The sequence below is a fragment of the Arthrobacter sp. TE12231 genome, from assembly GCF_054062895.1.
In genome coordinates this window covers 1532306-1555163 of record NZ_JBSSFS010000001.1, presented here as the reverse complement: position 1 = coordinate 1555163, position 22858 = coordinate 1532306, and the positions used below count along the sequence as shown (strand labels likewise).

18 protein-coding genes and 1 pseudogene are annotated in these 22858 nt (G+C 65.1%); 7 read left to right on the top strand and 12 right to left on the bottom strand.

The genetic code is table 11. The features are described 5' to 3' along the window. From ACVWYS_RS07080 to ACVWYS_RS07070, 3 genes and pseudogenes are all read left to right on the top strand, one after another. Positions 1-3228: a type I restriction endonuclease subunit R gene (locus ACVWYS_RS07080; RefSeq protein WP_456509540.1), complete on the top strand. Its 3228-nt coding sequence runs from the start codon at positions 1-3 to the stop codon at positions 3226-3228. A 111-nt stretch (positions 3229-3339) separates the two neighbouring features. Continuing rightward, positions 3340-3609, top strand: a pseudogene (locus ACVWYS_RS07075) (HNH endonuclease); the annotation flags it as partial. 87 nt (positions 3610-3696) lie between these two features. After that, on the top strand, positions 3697-4476 hold the full coding sequence (locus ACVWYS_RS07070; RefSeq protein ID WP_456510309.1) for a hypothetical protein: 780 nt from the start codon (positions 3697-3699) through the stop codon (positions 4474-4476). Here ACVWYS_RS07070 and ACVWYS_RS07065 read toward each other — a convergent pair. The 9 genes from ACVWYS_RS07065 to ACVWYS_RS07025 form a co-directional block, all read right to left on the bottom strand. Beyond that, positions 4473-5237, bottom strand: a complete 765-nt coding sequence (locus ACVWYS_RS07065; protein ID WP_456509539.1) for a DUF6338 family protein — start codon at positions 5235-5237, stop codon at positions 4473-4475. The two genes, ACVWYS_RS07070 and ACVWYS_RS07065, sit on opposite strands and share 4 nt — an antisense overlap. Positions 5238-5739: 502 nt before the next feature. Further along, positions 5740-6714 (bottom strand): class 1b ribonucleoside-diphosphate reductase subunit beta, encoded by a 975-nt coding sequence (gene nrdF, locus ACVWYS_RS07060; RefSeq protein ID WP_091253615.1) that lies wholly within the window; start codon positions 6712-6714, stop codon positions 5740-5742. An 89-nt stretch (positions 6715-6803) separates the two neighbouring features. Further along, positions 6804-8924 (bottom strand): class 1b ribonucleoside-diphosphate reductase subunit alpha, encoded by a 2121-nt coding sequence (gene nrdE / locus ACVWYS_RS07055; protein ID WP_091253813.1) that lies wholly within the window; start codon positions 8922-8924, stop codon positions 6804-6806. Positions 8925-8986: 62 nt separating this feature from the next. After that, complete coding sequence (nrdI, locus tag ACVWYS_RS07050; RefSeq protein WP_456510280.1) at positions 8987-9409, bottom strand: class Ib ribonucleoside-diphosphate reductase assembly flavoprotein NrdI; 423 nt, start codon at positions 9407-9409, stop codon at positions 8987-8989. Positions 9410-9556: 147 nt separating this feature from the next. Continuing rightward, complete coding sequence (gene nrdH, locus ACVWYS_RS07045; protein ID WP_018773329.1) at positions 9557-9802, bottom strand: glutaredoxin-like protein NrdH; 246 nt, start codon at positions 9800-9802, stop codon at positions 9557-9559. Positions 9803-10258: 456 nt separating this feature from the next. Beyond that, positions 10259-11497, bottom strand: a complete 1239-nt coding sequence (locus tag ACVWYS_RS07040; protein WP_456509538.1) for a class I SAM-dependent methyltransferase — start codon at positions 11495-11497, stop codon at positions 10259-10261. Next, positions 11494-12915, bottom strand: a complete 1422-nt coding sequence (locus ACVWYS_RS07035; protein ID WP_456509537.1) for a class I SAM-dependent methyltransferase — start codon at positions 12913-12915, stop codon at positions 11494-11496. Before ACVWYS_RS07035 ends, ACVWYS_RS07040 begins: the two co-directional genes overlap by 4 nt. Continuing rightward, positions 12912-13643 (bottom strand): DUF1365 domain-containing protein, encoded by a 732-nt coding sequence (locus ACVWYS_RS07030; protein ID WP_456509536.1) that lies wholly within the window; start codon positions 13641-13643, stop codon positions 12912-12914. Before ACVWYS_RS07030 ends, ACVWYS_RS07035 begins: the two co-directional genes overlap by 4 nt. Further along, the gene (locus ACVWYS_RS07025) at positions 13640-15109 is read right to left on the bottom strand and encodes an NAD(P)/FAD-dependent oxidoreductase (protein WP_456509535.1); all 1470 of its coding nucleotides are present in this window, start codon (positions 15107-15109) and stop codon (positions 13640-13642) included. Before ACVWYS_RS07025 ends, ACVWYS_RS07030 begins: the two co-directional genes overlap by 4 nt. A 352-nt stretch (positions 15110-15461) precedes the next feature. On the opposite strand from ACVWYS_RS07025, the gene ACVWYS_RS07020 reads away from it, so the two are divergent. Both ACVWYS_RS07020 and ACVWYS_RS07015 read left to right on the top strand, forming a co-directional pair. Continuing rightward, positions 15462-16382 (top strand): LysR family transcriptional regulator, encoded by a 921-nt coding sequence (locus ACVWYS_RS07020; protein WP_344366151.1) that lies wholly within the window; start codon positions 15462-15464, stop codon positions 16380-16382. 50 nt (positions 16383-16432) lie between these two features. Then, positions 16433-16654: a hypothetical protein gene (locus ACVWYS_RS07015; protein WP_456509534.1), complete on the top strand. Its 222-nt coding sequence runs from the start codon at positions 16433-16435 to the stop codon at positions 16652-16654. A 14-nt stretch (positions 16655-16668) separates the two neighbouring features. Here ACVWYS_RS07015 and ACVWYS_RS07010 read toward each other — a convergent pair whose 3' ends face one another. Then, positions 16669-18078: an aldehyde dehydrogenase family protein gene (locus tag ACVWYS_RS07010; RefSeq protein ID WP_456509533.1), complete on the bottom strand. Its 1410-nt coding sequence runs from the start codon at positions 18076-18078 to the stop codon at positions 16669-16671. Positions 18079-18177: 99 nt separating this feature from the next. Here ACVWYS_RS07010 and ACVWYS_RS07005 point away from each other — a divergent pair, with 99 nt between their 5' ends. Then, complete coding sequence (locus ACVWYS_RS07005; RefSeq protein ID WP_456509532.1) at positions 18178-18684, top strand: DUF2004 domain-containing protein; 507 nt, start codon at positions 18178-18180, stop codon at positions 18682-18684. 164 nt (positions 18685-18848) lie between these two features. On the opposite strand, the gene metE is transcribed toward ACVWYS_RS07005, so the two are convergent. Beyond that, positions 18849-21182 (bottom strand): 5-methyltetrahydropteroyltriglutamate--homocysteine S-methyltransferase, encoded by a 2334-nt coding sequence (gene metE / locus ACVWYS_RS07000; RefSeq protein ID WP_456509531.1) that lies wholly within the window; start codon positions 21180-21182, stop codon positions 18849-18851. Positions 21183-21226: 44 nt separating this feature from the next. Further along, complete coding sequence (locus ACVWYS_RS06995) at positions 21227-22228, bottom strand: methylenetetrahydrofolate reductase (protein WP_456509530.1); 1002 nt, start codon at positions 22226-22228, stop codon at positions 21227-21229. Between the two features lie 426 nt (positions 22229-22654). Between ACVWYS_RS06995 and ACVWYS_RS06990 the strand changes: the two genes are divergently transcribed. Beyond that, complete coding sequence (locus ACVWYS_RS06990; RefSeq protein WP_091253639.1) at positions 22655-22858, top strand: hypothetical protein; 204 nt, start codon at positions 22655-22657, stop codon at positions 22856-22858.

The following is a 22858-nucleotide window of genomic DNA, read 5'->3' as shown; positions in this document are numbered from 1 at the left end:
ATGACATCCGGTCCATCAGGGGGAACCATCGTGACAGCAGCACCCGCAGTAGCCTTTTCCGAGGCCGATTGGGAGGGCATGGCCCTGGAGCTCCTGGCCGAGCCGCTCGGCTGGCGGCCCGCTGCCGGGCAGGACATCGCCCCGGGTACCGGCGAGCGGGACTCCTGGGGTGAGCTGCTGATCCGACACCGGCTCCTCGCGGCCCTGCAGCGGTTCAACCCGACGGTTCCGGTCCAGTACCTGCAGCAGGCCCTCGCCGAGATCACGTCGCCCAAGTCCAACGACGCCATCACCGAGAACCACCGCGTCCACAACTACCTGGTGGACGGCTACCGGCTCAGCTATATCGACTCGGACGGCAACGACGCCAACCCCACCATCCACCTGCTCAGTTCGGACCCGGACCAGAACGACTGGCTCGCCGTCAACCAGGTCACTCTGGTGCAGGGCGACTACAAGCGCCGCTTCGACGTCGTGCTCTACTGCAACGGCATGCCGGTGAGCGTCATCGAATTGAAGAAGGCCGGCAGCGCCACGGCCGATGTCGCCACCGCGCACGCCCAGCTGCAGACCTACCTGCGCGAATTCCCCATGGCGTTCCGCTTCTGCGTGTTCACGCTCGCCTCGGACGGGATCCAGGCCAAGTACGGCACTCCGTTCACTCCACTGAATCACTTCTCGCCCTGGAACGTCGACGACGACGGCCTACCCGTCGCACCCGGGTACATGGAGGACGGCGAGGCGGTGACCGCGCTGGAGACCGCACTCCATGGCCTGTACAACCAGGAGCGGTTCCTGCAGTTGGTCCGCAACTTCACCGCGTTTGATGAGGGGTCGGAAGGGCTGTCCAAGCGGATCGCGAAGCCGCACCAGTATTTCGCCGTGACCAAGGCCGTGGGCAGCACTGTTCAGGCTGTAGAAAGCAACGGCAAGGCCGGGGTTGTCTGGCACACCCAGGGTTCGGGCAAGTCCATGGAAATGGAGCTCTACGCCAACCTCGTGGCCCGGCACCCCAAGCTCAGGAACCCGACCGTTGTGGTCATCACGGACCGCAACGAACTCGACGGCCAGCTGTTCGAGGGCTTCGACCGCAGCCTGTTGCTGGCACAGTCCCCCAAGCAGATCAAGAAACGCTCCGAACTCCGGGCCGAGCTGAGCAACCGCACCACCGGCGGCATCTACTTCACCACCCTGCAGAAATTCGGCCGCAGCAAGTCCGAGAAGGACGCCGGCGCCGACCACCCGCTGCTGTCCGACCGCCGCAACATCATCGTGGTGGTGGACGAGGCGCACCGTTCCCACTACGACGACCTGGACGGCTACGCCCGGCACCTGCGTGATGCCCTGCCGCACGCGACGCTGATCGCGTTCACCGGCACGCCGATTTCCTTCGATGACCGCAACACCCAGGACGTGTTCGGCGAGTACATCGACATCTACGACCTCTCCCGCGCAGTGGAGGACGGCGCCACGGTCCCGGTGTCCTTCGAACCGCGCCTTATCAAGGTTGGCCTGGCCGCCGATATCACTGAGGATGACCTCGACAAATCCGCCGACGAGGCCACCCTTGGTCTGGACGACACCGAGCGGGCGCGCATCGAGGCGAGCGTCGCCGTCGTTAACGCCGTGTACGGTGCGCCGCAGCGGATCGCGGCCCTGGCCGCCGACCTGGTTGCGCACTGGGAGAACCGCAGCGCCAGGATGGTCAAGTTCATCGAAGCGCCGGGCAAAGCGATGATCGTGGGCGGCACGCGGGAAATCTGCGCAAAGCTGTACACGGCGATCGTGGAGCTGCGGCCCGAGTGGCACTCCGATGACCTGGCCAAAGGCAAGATAAAGGTGGTCTACTCCGGTACCGCGTCTGACGTCCCGCCGGTCTCCGAGCACGTCCGTCGAGATTCTGCGAATGCTGTGGTGAAGGAACGGCTCAAAGACGTGGACGACGAGCTGGAGCTGGTGATCGTCAAGGACATGATGCTAACCGGCTACGACTCCCCGCCGCTGCACACCCTTTACCTGGACCGGCCGCTCAAGGGCGCGCTGCTGATGCAGACCCTGGCCCGCGTGAACCGCACATTCCGCGGCAAGGAGGACGGTCTGCTGGTGGCGTACGCCCCGCTGGCGGAAAACCTGGCCAAGGCCCTGGGCGAATACACGCAGTCCGACCGAGCGAACAAGCCCGTCGGCAAGAACATTGACGAAGCCGTAGGTGCTGCCCTTGGACTGGTGGAGTCCCTGCGGGGGCTGCTCGCCGGATACGACTGGAAGTCCGTGCTGATGAAGGGCGGCCCCAAGGCGTTCGTGTCCGCGGCGACGGGCGCGGCCAACTACCTGCGCAGCCCGGAGACGCCAGGGAACCAGCAGGTCCCCGGCGAGGAGACTCTGGCCTCGAAGTACCGGCGGTTTTCCAGCCAGCTCTCCCGGGCCTGGGCACTGTGCTCGGGGTCAGAGACCCTGGCGGAGTTGCGGCCAGAGATCCAGGTCTACGAAGAGACCCGCGTGTACATGGCCAAGTTCGACGCCGCGGACCGGCAGGCCAGCGGCGAGCCCGTGCCGGAAGAGATACAGCGGCTGCTGGGCAATCTGATCGCTACCGCAACGTCTTCGGGCGAGGTCCTGGACATCTACGAGGCTGCCGGCATGCCCAAGCCGTCCTTGGATGATCTGACGCCGGAGTTCATCGCGAAGACGCAGCAGGCGCGGAATCCGCAGCTGGCCATCGAGGCACTGCGGAAGCTCATCGCCGATGAGTCGGCTAAGACGACTCGCAATAACGTCATCCGTCAGCGCGCCTTCTCCGAGCGGATCACCGAGCTGATGAAGAAGTACACCAACCAGCAGCTCACGTCGGCGGAAGTAATCGCGGAGCTGGTGGAGCTGGCGCGTGAGGTGGCCGCCGAAGGCAACCGCGGTGCGCAGTTCACTCCCCCGCTGAATACAGACGAACTAGCCTTCTACGACGCTGTGGCTTCGAATGAATCGGCTGTCGAAGTTCAGGGCGAAGGCGTACTGGCTGACATCGCCCGCGAGCTTGTGTCGGTGATGCGCCGGGACGTGCGCACAGACTGGACCGTGCGTGACGATGTTCGGGCCAAGCTGCGGTCCTCGATCAAGCGGCTCCTGGTCCGCTTCGGATACCCGCCGGACAAGCAGCCCGAGGCGATCAAGCTCGTCATGGAGCAGATGGAATCCATGGCGCCGCGGTTTGCTGAGGCGCGGGGCACGTAGGCATCTACCCTTGGGACGAGAAGTAGAGGACTTGAGTAATATCGAACGATCCTGGAAGTTCGACACAGCGGGCTGAAATAGCCGCGTTGCATTATCAGAATTGAGACTTGGGTGAACACACAACAACAGCATGACGACTTCACGCTGCCACATTGGCTGTTCCCGTTTAGATCTTCGGACGTGAGATCTAAAATTGTCACCTGCGTTGTTTACGATGGTCGATGCTATCGATGTGCCGAGATACTAGTTGACTATTATCAACTATTTGAAGGGGCAAACCCCAGGCGGACTGCCCTCAAAGTCGACATAGATCACGTCATTCCAGCTTCCAAAGGCGGAAAGGACTCTCTGTTTAATTATGCACTTTCTTGCTCAAGATGTAACCGATCAAGACAGGCTGCGGATCCAACTCCATTCGAATTAAAGACAGCCCAACGGCATTGGAAATATATGCTAGACAATTTGTCCATGATAAACGGCTGGGTGAAATCTGCCTCCGTCGAGACACTGCGCTTCCCGAACAGCTCCAATATTTTTATGTCAGTTGATGCCGTCGTTTGCCCCCTGCACGGATGGCACATCAAAGATTCCTATATGTTGAGCGTATGCTCAGCATTCGAGTTTGCACGACAGACCTCGAACTCCCTCCAACCCCATGCCCGGCTCGAATGGAGTGCATCCTTTGGCCAGAAGGCCCGATGGATTCTAGACGTCCTGCAATCCAAATCGTATGTACGGTCTAACCCAGCCGTCCTTATCGACTTCTCAAGGCGGCTATGCGGTCAGGGGCACAAGGCGCTAGAGCAAGCGCTCAACTTTGATGACTATGCCACCTGGAGATCGTTCAAAGATGATGGTTCAGCGCGCAAGACCATTTTTCCAACTGTCACCGTCGCGCTTTCGGAAACTAGCGCAACAACAATCTCTCGTGCCGTAAAGAATCGACAAAGTACAGCCGAGGCCAGAGAGTATGAAGCCCATAGCGGAGTTGCATGGCCGGGACTTTTTCGAGTGTTCGTTGCAAAAGGCTGGCCCCTCTTTATTGCTTATGACGCCGCCGATTTGATCTCGCAGGTGAGTCGCAAGAGGGCTTGCGTCCGAGCCTTGGGCAAATTGCCGGCGCTTCCTCACAATGAAACGGAGATTTTGCGTACGCTACATGCTCATTCAAGCAAGTTAGCCCCTAGACAACCAAAAGCATTGGAGCCGCACGGTGGTGCCTCCTTGTCGCGGTTAGACCCGTTCTAATCGCGATCTCGACTTCCAGCGTTCTGCACCGGAAGGCCGTCGCTCGGTTGATCTCGTGCTGCCGTCCTCGGGCGCCAGAAACGCCACTGCCTGGACCGCTGGGACGGTACGGTCTCATCGGATGCCACGTACATGACCGACATGCTTTCGAGCTCATCACCACGGATAATCAGACGTTGGAGTTCGGCATCCCGCGACCAGACCGTTCCGCCTTCGCTACCCCGAGAGATCGGAGGCGCAAGTGTAATTTCCCGCCCAGCCACTTCAAGATCTGCCGTGTAGTGGATCACCAGGCCTCCCCACCACAGTCCAGATTTCGTATTCACCCGAACGTAGGCTCGCGAACCTGTTGGCCGCTCTAGCCGGAATACTTGGGTCCACTGGGAGTGACTCGGAGTGAGACTCTTACCTTTGGCTAGCTCCAGGACGTAGTTGACGGCCCAGGCAACTACGGCACTGCCGACGGCGTAGCCGACGACGGCCCAGAAGAGAGCCCCGGCCTGTTCGCGGAAGTACTCATTGTCTCCGGAGACTAGCTTGCCCAAGTCGGGCGACGAGCCATTTGTGGCCCTCCAGACGAGATACGCAGCGATTGCACCAGGGACACCGAGCGCAACCGACGCCAGCGCAACCCGGCTCGCCTCCCGAAAAGCAGACTCATCGACTTCAACCCTGCGTCCGCGGCTCAGAAGGTCAAACAGAAGCCCTGGCGCGACGAACAGCACAAACGGGACCAGTGAGGTCCAAGATGACAATGTCACTCTCTGGACGAGTCCGAAACCGATCCGGAATTGCCGCTGTCCGCCACTGCGAGCAGCGACTGCGAAGATACAATCGGGGTCGAAACGAACAGCGAGTCAAACGACTTACGTGACTCGGAGAACTCCAGCGTTTGGCCCCCAGTGGAGTCGCCTTGATATGTTGAATTGCTTTCGGTATTCATGAATATTGCCTCCAAACCGAGCGGACATTCACGCTGCCCGTGATTTACCTGAAGTGGAACCGTGGAATGTTGGTGACTCATAGCCCTCCTCGGAGGAGCATGCGTTGCGCACCGGAGCTGTTTCAGTAGAAGTACAGATCAAGCAGCGCCAAGCACTGATCTGCGCTCAAGCAAGGATGGAAGTCCTCTTGTGGTTGGCCAGATAATCGAAATACGTGGCCAACCACCGTGCAACATGCCCATCTATGTTGGAAATCGGCCAGCAGTAGACCTCACAGTGCCGCCACCGACTCGCTGTCGACCAAACTAAAGGTAGGAGACTAGAAGTCCCAGTCCTCATCCTCAGTATTGACAGCCTTGCCAATCACATAAGACGAACCCGAACCCGAAAAGAAGTCGTGGTTCTCGTCCGCGTTAGGCGACAGGGCCGACAGGATGGCCGGGTTCACGTCGGTGACCGAAGCCGGGAACATGGCCTCGTAGCCCAGGTTCATGAGCGCCTTGTTGGCGTTGTAGTGCAGGAACTTCTTGACGTCCTCGGCCAGGCCGACGGAATCGTAGAGGTCGTGCGTGTACTGGACTTCGTTTTCGTAGAGCTCGAAGAGCAGTTCGAAGGTGTAGTCCTTGATCTCCTGCCGGCGCTCCTCGGAGACCTTCTCCAGGCCCTTCTGGAACTTGTAGCCGATGTAGTAGCCGTGCACGGCCTCGTCGCGGATGATAAGGCGGATGAGGTCGGCCGTGTTCGTCAGCTTGGCCCGCGAGGACCAGTACATCGGCAGGTAGAAGCCCGAGTAGAACAGGAAGCTCTCCAGCAGCGTGGAGGCCACCTTGCGCTTAAGGGGGTCGTCGCCCTGGTAGTAGTCCATGACGATCTGGGCCTTCTTCTGAAGGTTCTCGTTCTCGGTGGACCAGCGGAATGCCTCGTCGATCTCTTTGGTGGAGGCCAGCGTGGAGAAGATGGAGGAGTAGCTCTTGGCGTGCACGGACTCCATGAACGCGATGTTCGTGTAGACAGCCTCTTCGTGCGGGGTGAGGGCGTCCGGAATCAGGGAGACGGCGCCGACAGTGCCCTGGATGGTGTCCAGCAGGGTCAGGCCCGTGAACACGCGCATGGTGAGCTGCTGCTCGTCCGGGGTGAGCGTCGCCCACGACTGGATATCGTTGGACAGCGGCACCTTCTCCGGCAGCCAGAAGTTGTTGACCAGGCGGTTCCAGACATCCACGTCCTTGTCGTCCTGGATGCGGTTCCAGTTGATCGCCTCGACGTGGCTAAGCAGCTTGACCTTTTCGGTCATGTCATCCCCTAAAGGTTGGGTTCTTCGTTAAGTTAAGCGTACGACGGCGGGCGGGCGCCCGCCGTCGTACAGTCACGATTGAGTTGAAGCTACAGCATGCAGCTGACGCAGCCCTCTACCTCGGTCCCTTCCAGCGCGAGCTGGCGGAGACGGATGTAGTAGATGGTCTTGATGCCCTTCTTCCAGGCGTAGATCTGGGCCTTGTTGATGTCGCGCGTGGTGGCGGTGTCCTTGAAGAACAGCGTCAGGGACAGGCCCTGGTCCACGTGCTGCGTGGCGGCGGCGTACGTGTCGATGACCTTCTCGTACCCGATCTCGTACGCGTCCTGGTAGTACTCCAGGTTGTCGTTCGTCAGGTACGGCGCCGGGTAGTACACGCGGCCCAGCTTGCCTTCCTTGCGGATCTCGATCTTGGACGCCACCGGGTGGATCGAGGAGGTGGAGTTGTTGATGTAGGAGATCGAGCCCGTCGGCGGAACAGCCTGCAGGTTCTGGTTGTAGATGCCGTGCTCCATGACGGAGGCCTTCAGCTCGCGCCAGTCATCCTGGGTGGGGATGTGGATGTTCTTGAACAGCTCGGCGACCTTGGCGGTCTGCGGGACCCATTCCTGCTCGGTGTACTTGTCGAAGAACTCGCCGGTGGCGTACTTGGACTTCTCGAAGCCGCCGAAGGTCTGGCCGGTCTGGATGGCCAGCAGGTTGGAGGCGCGGACCGCGTGGTACACCACCGAGTAGAAGTAGATGTTGGTGAAGTCCAGGCCCTCTTCGGAGCCGTAGTGGACCCGTTCGCGGGCGAGGTAGCCGTGCAGGTTCATCTGGCCGAGGCCGATCGCGTGGCTCTGGTCGTTGCCGCGGGCAATCGAGGGCACCGAGGTGATGTTGGACATGTCCGAGACGGCCGAGAGCGAGCGGATGGCCGTCTCGATGGTCAGGCCGAAGTCCGGCGAGTCCATGGTCTTGGCGATGTTCAGCGAGCCCAGGTTGCAGGAGATGTCCTTGCCCGTGTGGTCGTAGGACAGGTCATCGTTGTACGTGGTGGGCTGGGAGACCTGGAGGATCTCGGAGCACAGGTTGGACATGATGATCTTGCCGTCGATCGGGTTTTCCCGGTTCACGGTGTCCTCGAACATGATGTACGGGTAACCGGATTCGAACTGGATCTCGGCGAGGGTCTGGAAGAACTCGCGCGCCTTGATCTTGGTCTTCTTGATCCGGGAATCGTCCACCATCTCGTAGTACTTCTCGGTGACCGAGACGTCGGAGAACGGCATGCCGTAGACCTTTTCGACGTCGTACGGGGAGAACAGGTACATGTCCTCGTCCCGCTTGGCGAGCTCGAAGGTGATGTCCGGGATGACGACGCCGAGCGAGAGGGTCTTGATGCGGATCTTCTCGTCCGCGTTCTCGCGCTTGGTGTCCAGGAAGCGGTAGATGTCGGGGTGGTGCGCGTGCAGGTACACCGCGCCGGCGCCCTGGCGGGCACCGAGCTGGTTGGCGTAGGAGAAGCTGTCCTCGAGGAGCTTCATCACGGGGATGACGCCGGAGGACTGGTTCTCGATCTGCTTGATCGGCGCGCCGACCTCGCGGATGTTGGTCAGGGCGAAGGCCACGCCGCCGCCGCGCTTGGACAGCTGCAGGGCGGAGTTGATGGACCTGCCGATCGACTCCATGTTGTCTTCGATGCGGAGCAGGAAGCAGGAGACCAGCTCGCCGCGCTGCTTCTTGCCTGCGTTCAGGAACGTCGGAGTGGCCGGCTGGAAGCGGCCTTCGATGATCTCGTCGACCATCTGGGTGGCGAGCTTCTCGTCGCCGCGGGCCAGGTGCAGGGCCACCATGCAGACGCGGTCCTCGTAGCGCTCCAGGAAGCGCTTTCCGTCGAACGTCTTCAGCGTGTAGGAGGTGTAGAACTTGAACGCGCCCAGGAAGGTCTCGAAGCGGAACTTCTTCTTGTACGCGCGGTTGAAGAGCTCGCGGATGAAGTTCATCGTGTACTGGTCGAGGGTTTCTCGCTCGTAGTACTCGTTCTTGACGAGGTAGTCGAGCTTTTCCTCGAGGTCGTGGAAGAACACGGTGTTGTTGTTCACGTGCTGCAGGAAATACTGGTGCGCGGCCTCGCGGTCGGCCTCAAACTGGATCTCGCCGTTGGGGCCGTAGAGGTTCAGCATGGCGTTCAGCTCGTGGTAGCCCAGGCCCTTGTACGCGGCCGGCATCTCGTGCTTTTCCTGCTTCTCAAGAGCCGTGGCCGTGCCCCCGTGGGAGCCTGTGCCCCCGGTTACTGTTTTGTCTGCGACAGTCGTGTCCAAAACTCTTCCAATCCTTGTTGTACACGGGAGACGTCTTCCGGCGTGCCCATGAGTTCGAACCTGTATAGGTGGGGGACGTTGCATTTTGCGGCGATGATGTCCCCCGCCATGCAGTAGTTATCCCCGAAATTCGTGTTGCCGGCCCCGATCACTCCGCGGATCAGCGTCCGGTTGCCCGGGTCGTTCAAAAACCTGATGACCTGCTTTGGAACAGATCCCTCTCCCCCGGTGCCGCCGTAGGTCGGCACCACCAGAACGTACGGTTCCCGGGCCGCCAGCGGGGCGTCCTTCGAATAGAGGGGGATCCTGGCGGCTTCGACGCCCAGTTTCGCAACGAAACGTGCGGTGTTTTCCGAGGTGGAGGAAAAGTAGATGAGGCGGCTGTGGGTGATCTCGGGAGCCGCTGTGCTGACCGCTTCCCCGCTGTCAGCCGTGGCGGCCGCCCGATCTTCAGTAGTTGCCCGATCTTCAGTTGTCACAACCACTGGACTCACCTCATCTACCGTCAAATCCTGCCTGGTAGCGGCGTCCGGAGCGCTTCAGGCTACAGCGACGGCGGCGGCCTGCGCCAGTTCTTCGATCTTGTCCGGGCGGAAACCGGACCAGTGGTCCTGGTCGGTGACGACGACCGGGGCCTGCATGTAGCCCAGGGACTTCAGGCGCTCGAGGGCCTCCGCGTCCTGGGAGATGTCGACGCTCTGGTAGGCGATGCCCTTCTTGTCCAGCGCGCGGTAGGTCGCGTTGCACTGAACGCAGGCCGGCTTCGTGTAAACCGTAACGGTCATGGTCCTTGTCCCCTTTGTTGAAAGTCTTGTTCGGAGCGCTTCCCCGGCTCCGACTGCCCCGCGCTGATGCTCTGCTGGAACTGTATGTCGATACTACATGTAGTGCAAGAGCCTCACGTGGACCCCAAGATGATGTATTACAAGTATGTCATTTAACCCACCGATAATCCACAGGAGGGGGCCCGCCAAATGTCCGGAATTCAGCTGTTTTGGCGGACGAAATCCACACCCTGTGGAGTAGTTAGCCACATTAATCACCCCCGCGTGTCGCACCGCAGACGGCGTGTCGCGCACGTTTTTCGGGGGTGTCCGGGGGTGTCCGGTGGTGGTGGCGGCCACTACATCTGGTGTCCGGGAACACGAATGAGGCGGACACCGTGGTGTCCGCCTCATCGGATCGTGATTGTTCTAACACCCCGCGTTCCAACACTCCGCAGTGACCGGCGCCACGGGTACCTACCCAAGCGACTCCGGCCGGCTGAGGAGAATCTGGTCGACGCCCATCCGGGCCTCGGCGAAGCTGCGCAGCGCGCCCACGAGGTACAGCCGCCAGACCCGGGCGATTTCCTCGCCCATCATGGCGACGGCGGCGTCATGGTTCTCCTCGAACCGGGCGTACCAGGCCTCCAGCGTCCGGACGTAGTCCCGGCGCATGCCCTGCACCCCCTCGATCTCGAACCCTGCATCCTCCAAAAAGCCGAGGGTCTCCCCCACCGGGCGCATGTGCATGTCCGGGGCGATGAAGGACTCGATAAACGGGCCGCCGCCGGGGTGCTTGCCGTTCCGGGACATCTGCTGCACCAGGACCCGGCCGCCGGGCCTGACGTTGCCGAACAGGGCGGCGGCGTAGACGGGGTAGTTGCGCTGGCCGACGTGCTCGCCCATCTCGAGGGAGGCGACGGCGTCGAACGGCCCGTCCGGGATCTCGCGGTAGTCCTGGACCCGGATCTCGACGCGTCCTTCCAGCCCGCGCTCCCTGATGCGGGCGTCAATGAACGCCTTCTGCTCCACCGAGAGGGTGACCCCGACGACGTCGACGCCGTAGTGCTGCGCGGCGTGCAGGCTCAGCGAGCCCCAGCCGCAGCCGACGTCGAGCATCCGCATCCCCGGGGCCAGGCCGAGCTTTTGGCAGACGAGGTCCAGCTTGTCCCGCTGGGCGTCCTCGAGTCCGTACCCGGGTGAGCTGTCCGTCCAGTAACCGCTGGAGTAGGCCATCTGCGGGTCCAGGATCAGGGCGTAGAAGTCGTTGCTGAGGTCGTAGTGGTGGCTGATGGCCGCCCGGTCCCGCATCAGGCTGTGCAGCCGGCCCCTGACCCGTGCCTGACTGGCCGGGGGCTGGGGCGGGGCGCCCAGGGCGCCGGCGGTTTTGGCGATCCGTCCGACGCCGGCCAGCAGGGCCGGCGTCGGACGGATGCCGGAGAGGCCGCGGTCACGGACCACCTTCCACAGGTGCTCGAGCGTGGCATTGAGGTCGCCGTCGACGTCGAGTTCACCGGTGACGTACGCCTGGGCGGCCCCCAACTCCCCCGGCGCCCACAGCAGGCGGCGTATGGCGTCGGGCGAGTTCAGCCGGACCACCGGCGCGCCGGACGGGCCGGTCTCGCTGCCGTCCCAGACGACGAGCCGGACGGGCAGTTCCCCGCCGACGACGGGCCGCAGGACCTCGGCGATGGTGTCAGCGAGCGCCGCCGTCATGCGGCCGCGCCCTTGGAGGAGGCACGATCCAGCACGATCTGCTGCACGTCGAGGTAGCCCGTCTCGAAGCCGGCCCGGGAGTAGCACAGGTAGAACAGCCACATCCGCTGGAAGATGGCGTCGAAGCCCATGGCCCCGACCTCCTCGGCCCGGCCCATGAACCGCTCCTCCCAGAGTCGCAGGGTCTGGGCATAGTGCTCGCCCATGGCGAGGCGTTCGCGGACGCGCAGTCCGGTCTGTTTCTCGGTGATGTCCTCGATGGCCCGGACGGAGGGAATGACGCCGCCGGGGAAGATGTACTTGTGCACCCAGGTGTAGCTGGTGCGGGTGGCCATGAGGCGGTCGTGGGCGATCGTGATGGCCTGGATGGCCACCTTGCCGCCGGGGGCCAGGACGCGTTCGATCGTCTGGAAGTACGTGGCCCAGTATTCGAAGCCGACGGCCTCGATCATTTCGACCGAGACGACGGCGTCGTACTCGCCCTCCACGGCACGGTAGTCCTTGAGCTCGATCGTGACGGCATCAGCGTAGCCGGCGTCGGCGACGCGCTGGCGGGCCAGTTCCTGCTGCTCGCTGGAGAGCGTGACCGAGTAGACGGTGGCGCCGCGGGCGGCGGCCCGCAGGGCGAGTTCGCCCCAGCCGGTGCCGATTTCCAGGACTCGGGTGCCTTCCTTCACGCCCGCCTTGTCCAGCAGCCGGTCGATCTTGGCCTGCTGGGCGGCGGCGAGGCCGTCCCAGGCCACGCTCCGCAGGGCGTCGCCGCTTTCCGGGAACAGCGCGCTGGAGTACGTCATGGTGCGGTCCAGGAAGGAGGCGAAGAGCTCGTTGGAGAGATCGTAATGCCGCGAGATGTTGGAGCGGGTGTTCTTTTCGGTGTTGCGTTCCTTGCGCGGCTGCCGCGGCAGGTAGAGGCCGCGGAGCCTCTGCAGCGGTTCGGGAACCAGTGTGCCGACGCGGGCAGCGAAGACCTCCATGACGGCGGTGAGGTCGTCGGCGTCCCAGTCACCGGCCATGTAGGACTCGCCCAGGCCGATCAGGCCGCCGTCGCCCAGCCGGGCGGCGAACGCCTCGGGCCGGTTGATGGTCATCACGGGGTATGCGGTGCCGCCGGGCGCCTGGCCAAGGGAGGCTTTGCCCAGCACTGTGCCGTCCGGGTAGCGGACGGCCAGCGGCAGCGAGCGCACGGCGGCCTTGAAGATGGCGTCCGCGGCGCGTCCGGCCACGCGGGCCTTGAGGCTTGTGGGCACGGTGGCGATGCTGGGCCAGATTGCCGGGTCGATGGTGACGGGCGCCTGCGGAACCGTGTACGGCACAGTGGCCGTCACAGCACTGGTCACCGCTCCCGCGGTGTTGGCGCTGGTGCGCGTGGTGCCCTCTGTCCGTCCCGTACCGGATCCGGTCGCTTCGGTCATTGTCACTGAACTGCCTCCTGTGAAGGGTGGTGTGGTCTTTTGATGATGGGCAGGCGGCGCGCCCACAGTTTAATGCCCTGCCAGCGGATCTGCGCGGTGACGCGCAGCGGGGCCAGGGGTACCGCCAGCGCCGCGGACAGGATGTTCCGCAGGGTCGCTTCGTGGCGGACGCCGTCCATGGTGGCGATGAAGGGCTGGTGGCCTTCCCGCTCCAGGACGATCGAGACGGCGAGGCGGTCGCCGGGTTCGGGGAGCTTCATGCGGTACTGGCCGTCGACGTCGTTGAACGGCGAGACGTAAAAGGCTTTCGGCACGCTCGCCCGGCCGGTGCCGTCCGTTTCGAGGAGGTAGCAGTGCCGTTCGCCGTAGGTGTTGTGGACCTCGACGACGACGCAGCGCAGCGCCCCGGCGGCGTCATGGCACCAGAACACGCTCAGCGGGTTGAATACGTGCCCGAAGACCCGGGCGCTGGCGAGCATCGTGATGCGTCCGCCGTCGAGCTTGATGCCCTGGGTGGCAAGGTAGCGTTCCACGTTGCCGCGCACGGTCCCGTCCGGGTCGCCCAGGTGGTCCTCCACCCGGAAGCCGGCCAGCGGCCGGAGCGGCCGGGGCAGCTGCGGGAGGTGGTCGACGTCCACGTACCAGCTGTAGCTGCGGTAGGTGAAGGCATTGTGCAGCGGGGTGCGCCGCACGTGGGAGATGGACGTGCGGTAGATCGCTGCCCGTTCGCTCATGGCGCCTCCACTGTGGCCGGCTGGACAGCGGCGGGCCGGATAGCGGCGGGCTGGAGGTCCGGGTCCACGGCCGCCGTACCGGTATTGACAGCGCCGATGTTGACCGGAAGCCGGTCCCAGTCGCGGCCCAGCCGGGCGGCGGCCTGGAGGCCGGACAGGGCGCCGTCCTCGTGGAATCCCCATCCGTGGTAGGCGCCGGCGAAGGCCAGGCGTTCGTCGCCGAGCCCGAGGATTCGTTCCTGGGCCCTCAGCGAGTCCGGCGTGTACTGCGGGTGCTCGTAGACCATGCGGTCCAGGACCGTGGTGTGGTCGATCAGCTCCGATTCGCCGAGGCTGACGATGTACCGGCCGCCGTCCACGGGCCCCAGCCGCTGCAGCCGGGTCATGTCGTAGCTGACCAGGACCTTGTCCGGGCGGGCGTCGCAGGACGGCAGGCGGTAGTTCCAGGAGGCCTGGGCGTTGGGGCTGGCCGGCAGCACGGCGGCGTCGCGGTGGAAGATTGTCTGGTTCACCGAGTACGGCATGCCGCCCAGGGCGTCCTTCTCGGCGGCCGAGGCATCGGACAGCATGCGCAGGGCCTGCGCCGGGTGGGTGGCGATCACGACGGCGTCAAAGGTTTCGGTGATGGTGTCGCCGCCGGTGCTGTCCGCGCTCTGTGCGTATGTGACGCCGACGCCGCCGGCGTGCCGCTGCACGGATGTGACGGGGCTGGAGAGCCGGATGTCCGGCAGGGTCCCGGCGACCTTGTCGACGTAGCTGCGCGAGCCGCCGGTGACGGTCCGCCACTGCGGCGAGCCTTTGACGCCGAGCAGGCCGTGGTGGCCGAGGAACGTGAACAGGTAGCGGGCCGGGTAGGCCAGGGCGGTGGTGGGGTCGCAGGACCAGACGGCGCTGACCACGGGGGTCATGAAGTGCGAGATGAAGTAGCTGCTGAACTTCTCCCGGGCCAGGAACTCCCCCAGGGTCAGCTCGTGCCCCGTCCCGGCCGCACCCGGGCCGGCGGGGGTTACCGTTGCCGGTTCCGCCAGCAGGGCGCGGGCCCGGCGGTGGAACCGGGTGACTTCCAGCAGCATGCGCAGGTAGCGGCCGCGCAGCAGCGTGGACGGCCGGGGAATGATGCCGCTCGCGTTGGGACGGGCGCCGGCGTATTCCAGGCCGCAGCCGTCGCAGCGGACGGACATGCTCATTTCCGAATCCTGGGTTTCGACGCCGAGCTCGGCGAACAGGCGCAGGAGAGTGGGATAGGTCCGCTCGTTGTGGACAATGAAGCCGGTGTCCACGCCCAGGGTGGGCCCGCCCTGCTGCGGAACATCATGGGTATGGGCGTGCCCGCCAAGCCGGGAGTCCGCCTCGAAGAGAGTCACCCGGTCCTGCCCGTTCAGCACATACGCGGCGGTCAGCCCCGCCACGCCGCTGCCGATGACGGCAACCCGCCGGCCTGCCGGAATCCCTGCTGCTTGTGCCACTGGTCTGCTCCTGTTGTCTCGCCAAAAAGGTCTTACGGGCAATTCGTCGCCGCCGGGGCGCCGGATGAGTATGAGTTCGGCATTTTTTTCGGCTCCTGTGACGGCGTCCTCCCGGGGCCCGCTAGCTGTGCCGTTGGTATCTGAAAACTTGGCCTGACCCCACGGATTCTCCTGCATCGGCACCCCCGGGCCGCGCAGACATTCCGGACGGGCCCCGCCGGGAAGCCGCGGACCGTGCGGGGAGGGAACCGGCGCCCCCGGCAGGGCCCGGTGTGCCACAATGAAGCGGGATTTCCGGTCCCGCCATTCCGTTCCCGTTGCAGTGGACCCGCTACCAGGCGAAGGGCAGCCCTTGATCAACCCCGTTCATCTGCGGACCCTTGTGGAAGTGATCCGGTTGGGATCGTTTGCCGCCGCCGCGGCGCGTCTCGGCTACACCGCCTCGGCCGTCTCCCAGCAAATGTCGGCGCTGGAACGTGACACCGGCGTCACGCTCTTCCATCGCTCGGCCCGCAGCATCCAGCCGACGGAAGCCGCCGTCGTCATGACGCGGCACGCGGCCAAAGTGCTGACGGACATCGAGACGCTCATGGCCGCCGCGTCACGGGCACAGGACAGCACCAGCCAGGAGCTGCGGCTGGGCATCTTCCCCAGCCTGGCCACCTATGTGTTGCCGCCGATCCTGCGGAACCCGGCCTGGAAGAAGCTCGGCATCGACCTCAGGGTATCGGTCGCGGAACCGGCCCAGACCATCCAAGGCCTGCGGACCGGGGGTGAACTCGACGTCGCCCTGGTGTACCAGGTGGGGCAGTCGGGCCTCGCCTGGCCGCACACGGTGGACCGGCAGTGGATCGGCGACGACGACTTCCGGGTGGTGCTGCCTGCGGCGTGGGGCATCGGCACGGATTCCAAGGTGGCCGCCCCGCACCTCTCGGACATGCCGTGGATCATGCACCACCCGGGCACCTCCGACGCCACGGTGATCGAACGCCTCTTCGCCAGCTGCAACCTGCACCCCCGGGTGGTGGCGTACAGCGATGACTTCCACGCGAGCCTGGAGATGGCGGCCGCGGGCCTCGGCGCCGCACTGGTCCCCGAGCTCGCCCTGCTGCACCGGCCGGCCGGCGTCGTGGTCCTCGACGTTCCGGAGATCCGGCTCGCCCGGAATGTCTTCGCCCTGCTGCTCAACGAGAAGCGGACCGCCCAGGTCCAGCTGTTCGTGGAACTGCTGGGCGAGACGATGCACAAGCTGGAGACCGCGCGCAAGGACTGAGCACACCGCGGGGGTTCCCCTGCGGCGCCCGATCGATGAGGATGGGGTCCATGAGCCAAACCTATTCAGCCTCCCGTCCCGTTGCCTCCGACAACCCCGAGGAAGTCGCCGCGGCTGTCCGCGCGGCCACCGAGGAGCTCCGCGAAACCCTCCGCGGCCTCGGGATCGAGGCCAGCTTTGACGACATTGCCCTGCTGGGGCACACCGAGTCCTGGGACGATGAAGGCCAGCGCTGGGTCAACGTCGACTGGGAGGGCGAGCCGGCCGGGTAGCCCGGCGGCGCGACTCAGCGCTTAGGGGCCGGTTTTCGGACTTGCTTTCGGACCGGCGCCACCAGCGCGTTGATGATCCCCTGCTTGGCCCGGGTGTACGGCGGGTAGATAAGTTCCAGGGTGTCGGGCCTCAGCGGTTTGTCCAGCGTGGGACGCTCATGCGAGAACGTCCGGACCGAATGTTCCCCGTGGTAGGCGCCCATGCCGCTGCCGCCGACGCCGCCGAACGGCAGCCCGGGGACGGACAGGTGGGCCGCCGGGACGTCGAAGCACAGGGCTCCGGACGAGGTCCGCTCGGCGAAGGCGCCGCGCGTCAGCGGGTCCTTGCTGAACACATAGAGCGCCAGCGGCTTGGCGCGTCCGTTGACCAGCCCGATGGCCTCGTCCACCCCCTGCACGGGAACCAGCGGCAGGAGCGGACCGAAGATTTCCTCCGCCATGACGGCGTCCCCCGGCGCCGGCCGGAGCAGGGTGGGCGCAAAGTAGCGGCTGGCGGCGTCGCGTTCTCCGCCGTGCACGACGGTGCTGCCGTCGGCCAGGGCAGCGAGGCGGGCGAAGTGACGGTCATCGACAACCCGGCCGTAGGACGGGCTCGCTGCCGGGTCAGTGCCGAAGAGCGCCGTGACGGCCTTGATCAGCTCGGCCTGCAGCGGCTCCAGGACCTCCTCCGCGGCCAGGACATAATCCGGGGCCACACACGTCTGGCCGGCGTTCATGAACCGGCCCCAGGCGATCCGCTTCGCCGCCGTCGCCAGGTCCGTGGACGCATCCACGTAGGCCGGGGACTTGCCGCCGAGCTCCAGCGTCACTGGAGTCAGGTGTTCGGCCGCCGCGCGCATCACCACCTTGGCCGCGGTCTCTCCGCCGGTGAAGAAGATGTGGTCGAAGCGTTCGGCCAGCAGTGCCGTGGTTTCCGGAATACCGCCCTCGACCACCTCGGCGGCGCCGGCCAGGTACTCCGGAATCCACCGGGCCAGCACCGCCGAGGTGGCCGGGGCGTGTTCGCTCGGCTTGAGCACCGCGGTGTTGCCGGCGGCCAGGGCCCCGGCCAGCGGGGCGAGCAGCAACTGCAGGGGGTAGTTCCACGGCCCGATCACCAGCACCACGCCCAGCGGGGTGAGTTCGGTCCAGGCCCGGGCCGGCTGCACGGTGAGCGGCACCGGCACGGGGCGGGGCCGGAGCCAGTCTTCCAGGTGCCTCGCCAGGTGGGCGGCCTCTGCGGCAACGAAGCCGATCTCCGTCAGTTGCGCCTCGGTGTTGTGCTTGCCCAAATCCTTGGCGAGGGCAGCGGCGAAGTCCGCGTGGCGGTCCGCGAGCATGCGCCGCAGGCTGCTTAGCTGCTCCAGCCGCCAGGCCAGCGGACGGGTGGTGCCGGCGTCGAACTGGGCCCGGGCGCGGGCAACGGAAGTGGCTACGGTCTGCATCCGATCAATGTACAGTCCCCAGGCCGCTCCACCGGTCCGGTAGCGGATAAAAGCCTGCCAATGCTGGAATGGTCCGGTTTTCAGGACTATGTTGAAGATATGAACAAGGTAGCGAGCAAGCACTTCGGCGAGGTCGAGCTCAACCACGGAAGGGACCATAATCTCACCGCCACGCATGAGCTGGCGGGCCAGACCGTGGAGCTTGACCTGAATGTCAACGCGCATGACCACTTCGATGAAGCCGCCATGCACAAAGTTGACTACCGCTTGCGCTTCCTGCCCGAACTCGTGGACCAGGTCCGCGAAATGATCGCCGAGGAACTATCGCAGGAGGGCACCAGCCCGCAGGAATACCGCCACTTCCACTGCAACGCGATCAAGGACGAGCACCTCAAGAAAATCTTCGGCGTCGAGGACAAGAGCCAGCTCACCGACGAGGTCTTCCTCAAGGCACTCAAACTCGGCCACGTGGGCATTTACCCCGGCCAGCCGGAACGCTACTTCGTCCTTGACTTCACCCTGGGCCAGCACTTCACCGACGAGGTCCTGGTGGCCTCCGCGGATGAGGACGGCGTAGTCGACGACGAAATCCTCTGGGAATCCTGAATCGTTAGGGAAACTCCGAATCGACTGCTCCGTAACGGCCCTTTGGGGGCTCAAAGCGGCGGTTGCTCAGCAGTCGATGAGCTGAAACGTACGACGCCGGCCGGTCACTTGCGAGGTGACCGGCCGGCGTCGTTAATTCAGCTGGTGTTCAGTTCAGCCGGCTGCTACTTGGCTGGTTCCAGCAGTTCGGCGCGGACCGTCTTGGTGGCCGTGACCAGGTTGCGCAGGGACTCTTCGGTCTCGGCGTAGCCGCGGGTCTTCAGGCCGCAGTCCGGGTTGACCCAGAGCTGGCGGGACGGGACGTGCTTGACGGCGGTGCTGAGCAGCTCGGTGACTTCCTGCTCGCCCGGGACGCGGGGCGAGTGGATGTCATAGACGCCCGGGCCCACGCCGCGGCCGAAGCCGTGGGATTCGAGGTCGTGCACAACCTCCATGCGGGAGCGGGCGGCCTCGATCGAGGTGACGTCGGCGTCGAGGCCATCGATCGCGTCGATGATGGCACCGAATTCGGAGTAGCACAGGTGCGTGTGGACCTGGGTGGCGTCCGCGGCACCGGCGGTGGAGAGGCGGAAGGACTTCACGGACCAGTCCAGGTACGAGGCCTGGTCTGCCTTGCGCAGCGGCAGGAGTTCGCGCAGGGCGGGCTCGTCCACCTGGATGACCTTGATGCCGGCGGCTTCGAGGTCGGCGATCTCGTCGCGGAGGGCCAGGGCCACCTGGTTGGCGGTCTCGCCGAGCGGCTGGTCGTCGCGGACGAAGGACCAGGCCAGGATGGTGACAGGACCGGTGAGCATGCCCTTCATCGGCTTGTTGGTCAGGGACTGCGCGTATTCGGCCCACTTCACCGTGATGGGGGCGCTGCGGGTGACGTCGCCCCACAGGATCGAGGGACGGGTGCAGCGCGAGCCGTAGGACTGGACCCAGCCGTGCACGGTGACGTCGAAGCCTTCAAGGTTCTCGGCGAAGTACTGGACCATGTCGTTGCGCTCGGGCTCGCCGTGGACCAGGACGTCAAAGCCGAGCTCCTCCTGCAGCTCCACGACGCGCTTGATCTCATCCTTCATGAGCTGCTCATACTGCTCCGTGGTGAGGTCACCGCGGTTGGCGCGGGCCCGGGCGGTGCGGATCTCGGCGGTCTGCGGGAAGGAGCCGATGGTGGTGGTGGGCAGCGGCGGCAGGTGTAGAGCCTTCTCCTGGGCGGCTTCGCGGACCGCGTAAGCGGAACGGTTGAAGTCTGCGTCGGTCAGGGCGGCGGTGCGGGCCCGGACGTCGGTGCGGCGGACGCCCTCTGCCTCGGCGCGGGAGGCGATGACGCGGGTGGCCTCTTCGATGGCCGGCTGGACGGCCGCGGGGTCCGTCAGGAGTCCTGCGAGGGTGACCACCTCGGCCGTCTTCTGGTCGGCGAAGGCGAGCCAGCTGCGCAGCTGCGCGGAGAGCTGGACTTCCTCTTCGACGTCGTGCGGGACGTGCTGGGTGGAGGTGGAGGTGCTGACGGCCAGCTTGGCGACGGACTGCTTCAGCTCGGCGATCTTCTTCGCGGAGGCCGCGAGGTCGTTGCGCCAGATGTTGTGGCCGTCCACGACGCCGGCGACGAGAGTCTTGGTGCCCAGCGCGGCGAGGGCCGCGGCGGAGGGAACCTCGCCCTTGAAGACGTCCAGGTGCAGGGCGTCGATGCCGGTGGCGGCGAGGGTGCCGAGCTGGCCGTTGAGCGCGCCGTACGGGGTGGAGACGAACAGCCGCGGGCGCTTGGCGGCGGAGGAGAGGACCTCGTAGGAGCGGGCGACGGCGGCCTGGATTGCCTCGGCCGGGGTGTCCTGATCCACCACGAGGGCGGGCTCGTCGAGCTGGACCCAGCTGGCGCCGGCGGCGGCAAGCTTCTCCAGCAGCGCGGTGTAGACGGGGAGGATGTCCTCGAGGCGGGACAGCGGGCTGAAGCCGGCGGGGGCGTCGTCGGATGCCTTGCTCAGCAGCAGGAACGTGACCGGGCCGACGATGTACGGGCGGGTTTCCACACCGTTGGCGAGGGTGTACTCGAATTCTTCGACGATCCGGCTGGAGGTCAGTGCGAAGCTGGTCTCCGGGCCGATTTCCGGCACGAGGTAGTGGTAGTTGGTGTCGAACCATTTGGTCATTTCCAGCGGCTGCTGGTCCTTGTTGCCGCGGGCCAGGGTGAAGTAGCCGTCGATGTCCAGCTGGCCCTCGGCGTTGAGGAGGTTGCCGAAGCGGGCCGGCACGGCGCCGAGGTGGGCGGCGGCGTCGAGCACCTGGTCGTAGTAGGAGAAGGTGCCGGGGACGGCGGCGGCTTCGGTCAGGCCGAGGCCCTGGAGGCGCTTGGCAGTGCCGAGCTGGATCTCCTTGGCGGCAGCGTCCAGGGCGGCGGCGTCGATCTTGCCGGCCCAGTAGGCCTCGATGGCCTTCTTGAGTTCGCGGCGGCGGCCGATGCGGGGGTAGCCGAGGATCGAGGCGGACGGGAAGGGAGTGGCGAGCTGTTCAGTCATGGAAAGTCCTTGAAGTGGTCGTTGAGATGACGAAGTAGGGGTGGTCAGCTGGCGAGCTGGCGGGCGGCGGCACGCCGGGACGCGTTGATGCGTCCGCCGCTGTGCCGGTTTCCCCCCTGGCGGTTGCCGCTTCGCGGCCGGGGCAGTGCGAGTTTGTCCAGCACGTCCAGGGCGGCGGCGTGCTCGTTGAACGTGTAGAGGTGGATGCCGGGTGCTCCGGCGTCCAGGGCGGCATTGGCGAGGTCCACCGTGGCGCTGACGCCGATCCGGGTGCGTTCGGCGTCGGTATCGGCAGCGGCGAGGCGTTCGATGAGTTCCGGCGCCGGTTCCACTCCGGTCAATTCGCCGAGGCGGGCGAGCCGGCGAAGGCTGATCAGCGGCATGACGCCGGGAATGATCGGGATCGTCACCCCGGCCCGGCGTGCCCGGGTCAGGAGGTCCGCGTACTGCTCGGCGTGGAAGAAGACCTGGGTGATGGCGAAGTCGGCGCCGGAGCGCTGCTTGGCCAGTAGGACCTCGACGTCGTGCGCCTCACTCGGGGATTCCGGGTGCCGGGTCGGGTAGGCGGCGACGCCGACCGCGACTTTTCCGGCGCACAGCAGCGCCGACCGGCGCTGCTCCACGCGGCGGATGAGTTCGATCAGGTCCTGGGCGTACCGGAGTGATCCCGGTGGCGGGGTTGCCCCGTCCTTCGGCTGGTCGCCGCGCAGGGCAAGAATGCCGCGGACCCCGACGTCGAGCAGTTCGCCGATAATCTCCGCCAGTTCCTCCGGGGAGTTCCCCACGCAGGTCAGGTGGGCCAGGGGCCGCAGCGTGGTTTCCTGCACGAGCCGGTTGATGAGCTCGACGGCGGTGCTGCGGTTGGAGCCGCTGGCGCCGTACGTTACCGAAACGTAGTCCGGGTCCGTGGCTTCGAGTTCCCCGATGGTGGTCCAGAGCGATTCGGCGGCCGCGGCCGACCGCGGCGGGAACAGCTCATAGGACAGCGCGACGGGAGCCGGGCCGGCCAGATTCGGATGGGGGTCAATAGGGCTAGGTGGTGACATTTGCGTCCTTGGCTGTGAACACTGCCGGAAGTGCCCTGAAAAGGGTCCTGCCGCCAATGAATGAGTTTGGGGAACACGGAGGAAACTTCTGCAGGGCGCAGTCGCGACTGGTACGCCTGATACGAAGCTGTCCGTGAGCAAATGTCAGGCCCACATGGGGGCACCCACACCCTCCTGGGCTGCCCGTGAAATTTTTCCAGGGCCGGCCTTCAGCGGAGGATCGCTGACACGTTACTGAGGTAACTTGTATAGAACTCTAAGGGCCCGGCACGACCCGCTTCAAGTCGGCGTCCGAATTAAGACGCACCTTTACGGCTAATTTCCGGGCTGGGCAGAATAAAGTTCGCCGGAGAGGCTGATTCCGTTGCTGCGCGGCCCTGTCCTGCGGCCCTCCCCATCGACCCTGCTCAGGACTATCCTTTTGCCATGATTCAGCTACCAGCCAGCTACCAGGAGTATCTCGCCGGCAAGAGCGAGAGCTTCATCAACACCGTCCGCCCCGTCCTCATGCAGTCGGCCGCGGAAAAGACGCACGGGGTGCGGGTGTCCTACAACCGCGGCCCGACCGGCCACCAGGCGCATCTGGACGAGACCATCCCGTTCGGGACAGTTATCGAGGATATCGACTGA

Bases quoted from the DNA above. Each gene is read 5' to 3' on its own strand.
- nrdH (WP_018773329.1), bottom strand. From the start codon at position 9,802: ATGACCGTTACGGTTTACACGAAGCCGGCCTGCGTTCAGTGCAACGCG.
- ACVWYS_RS07005 (WP_456509532.1), top strand. From the start codon at position 18,178: ATGAACAAGGTAGCGAGCAAGCACTTCGGCGAGGTCGAGCTCAACCAC.
- ACVWYS_RS07015 (WP_456509534.1), top strand. From the start codon at position 16,433: ATGAGCCAAACCTATTCAGCCTCCCGTCCCGTTGCCTCCGACAACCCC.
- nrdE (WP_091253813.1), bottom strand. From the start codon at position 8,924: ATGCCGGCCGCGTACAAGGGCCTGGGCTACCACGAGCTGAACGCCATG.
- ACVWYS_RS07080 (WP_456509540.1), top strand. From the start codon at position 1: ATGACATCCGGTCCATCAGGGGGAACCATCGTGACAGCAGCACCCGCA.
- ACVWYS_RS07040 (WP_456509538.1), bottom strand. From the start codon at position 11,497: ATGACGGCGGCGCTCGCTGACACCATCGCCGAGGTCCTGCGGCCCGTC.
- ACVWYS_RS06990 (WP_091253639.1), top strand. From the start codon at position 22,655: ATGATTCAGCTACCAGCCAGCTACCAGGAGTATCTCGCCGGCAAGAGC.
- ACVWYS_RS06995 (WP_456509530.1), bottom strand. From the start codon at position 22,228: ATGTCACCACCTAGCCCTATTGACCCCCATCCGAATCTGGCCGGCCCG.
- ACVWYS_RS07030 (WP_456509536.1), bottom strand. From the start codon at position 13,643: ATGAGCGAACGGGCAGCGATCTACCGCACGTCCATCTCCCACGTGCGG.
- ACVWYS_RS07010 (WP_456509533.1), bottom strand. From the start codon at position 18,078: ATGCAGACCGTAGCCACTTCCGTTGCCCGCGCCCGGGCCCAGTTCGAC.
- nrdF (WP_091253615.1), bottom strand. From the start codon at position 6,714: ATGACCGAAAAGGTCAAGCTGCTTAGCCACGTCGAGGCGATCAACTGG.
- metE (WP_456509531.1), bottom strand. From the start codon at position 21,182: ATGACTGAACAGCTCGCCACTCCCTTCCCGTCCGCCTCGATCCTCGGC.
- ACVWYS_RS07070 (WP_456510309.1), top strand. From the start codon at position 3,697: ATGATAAACGGCTGGGTGAAATCTGCCTCCGTCGAGACACTGCGCTTC.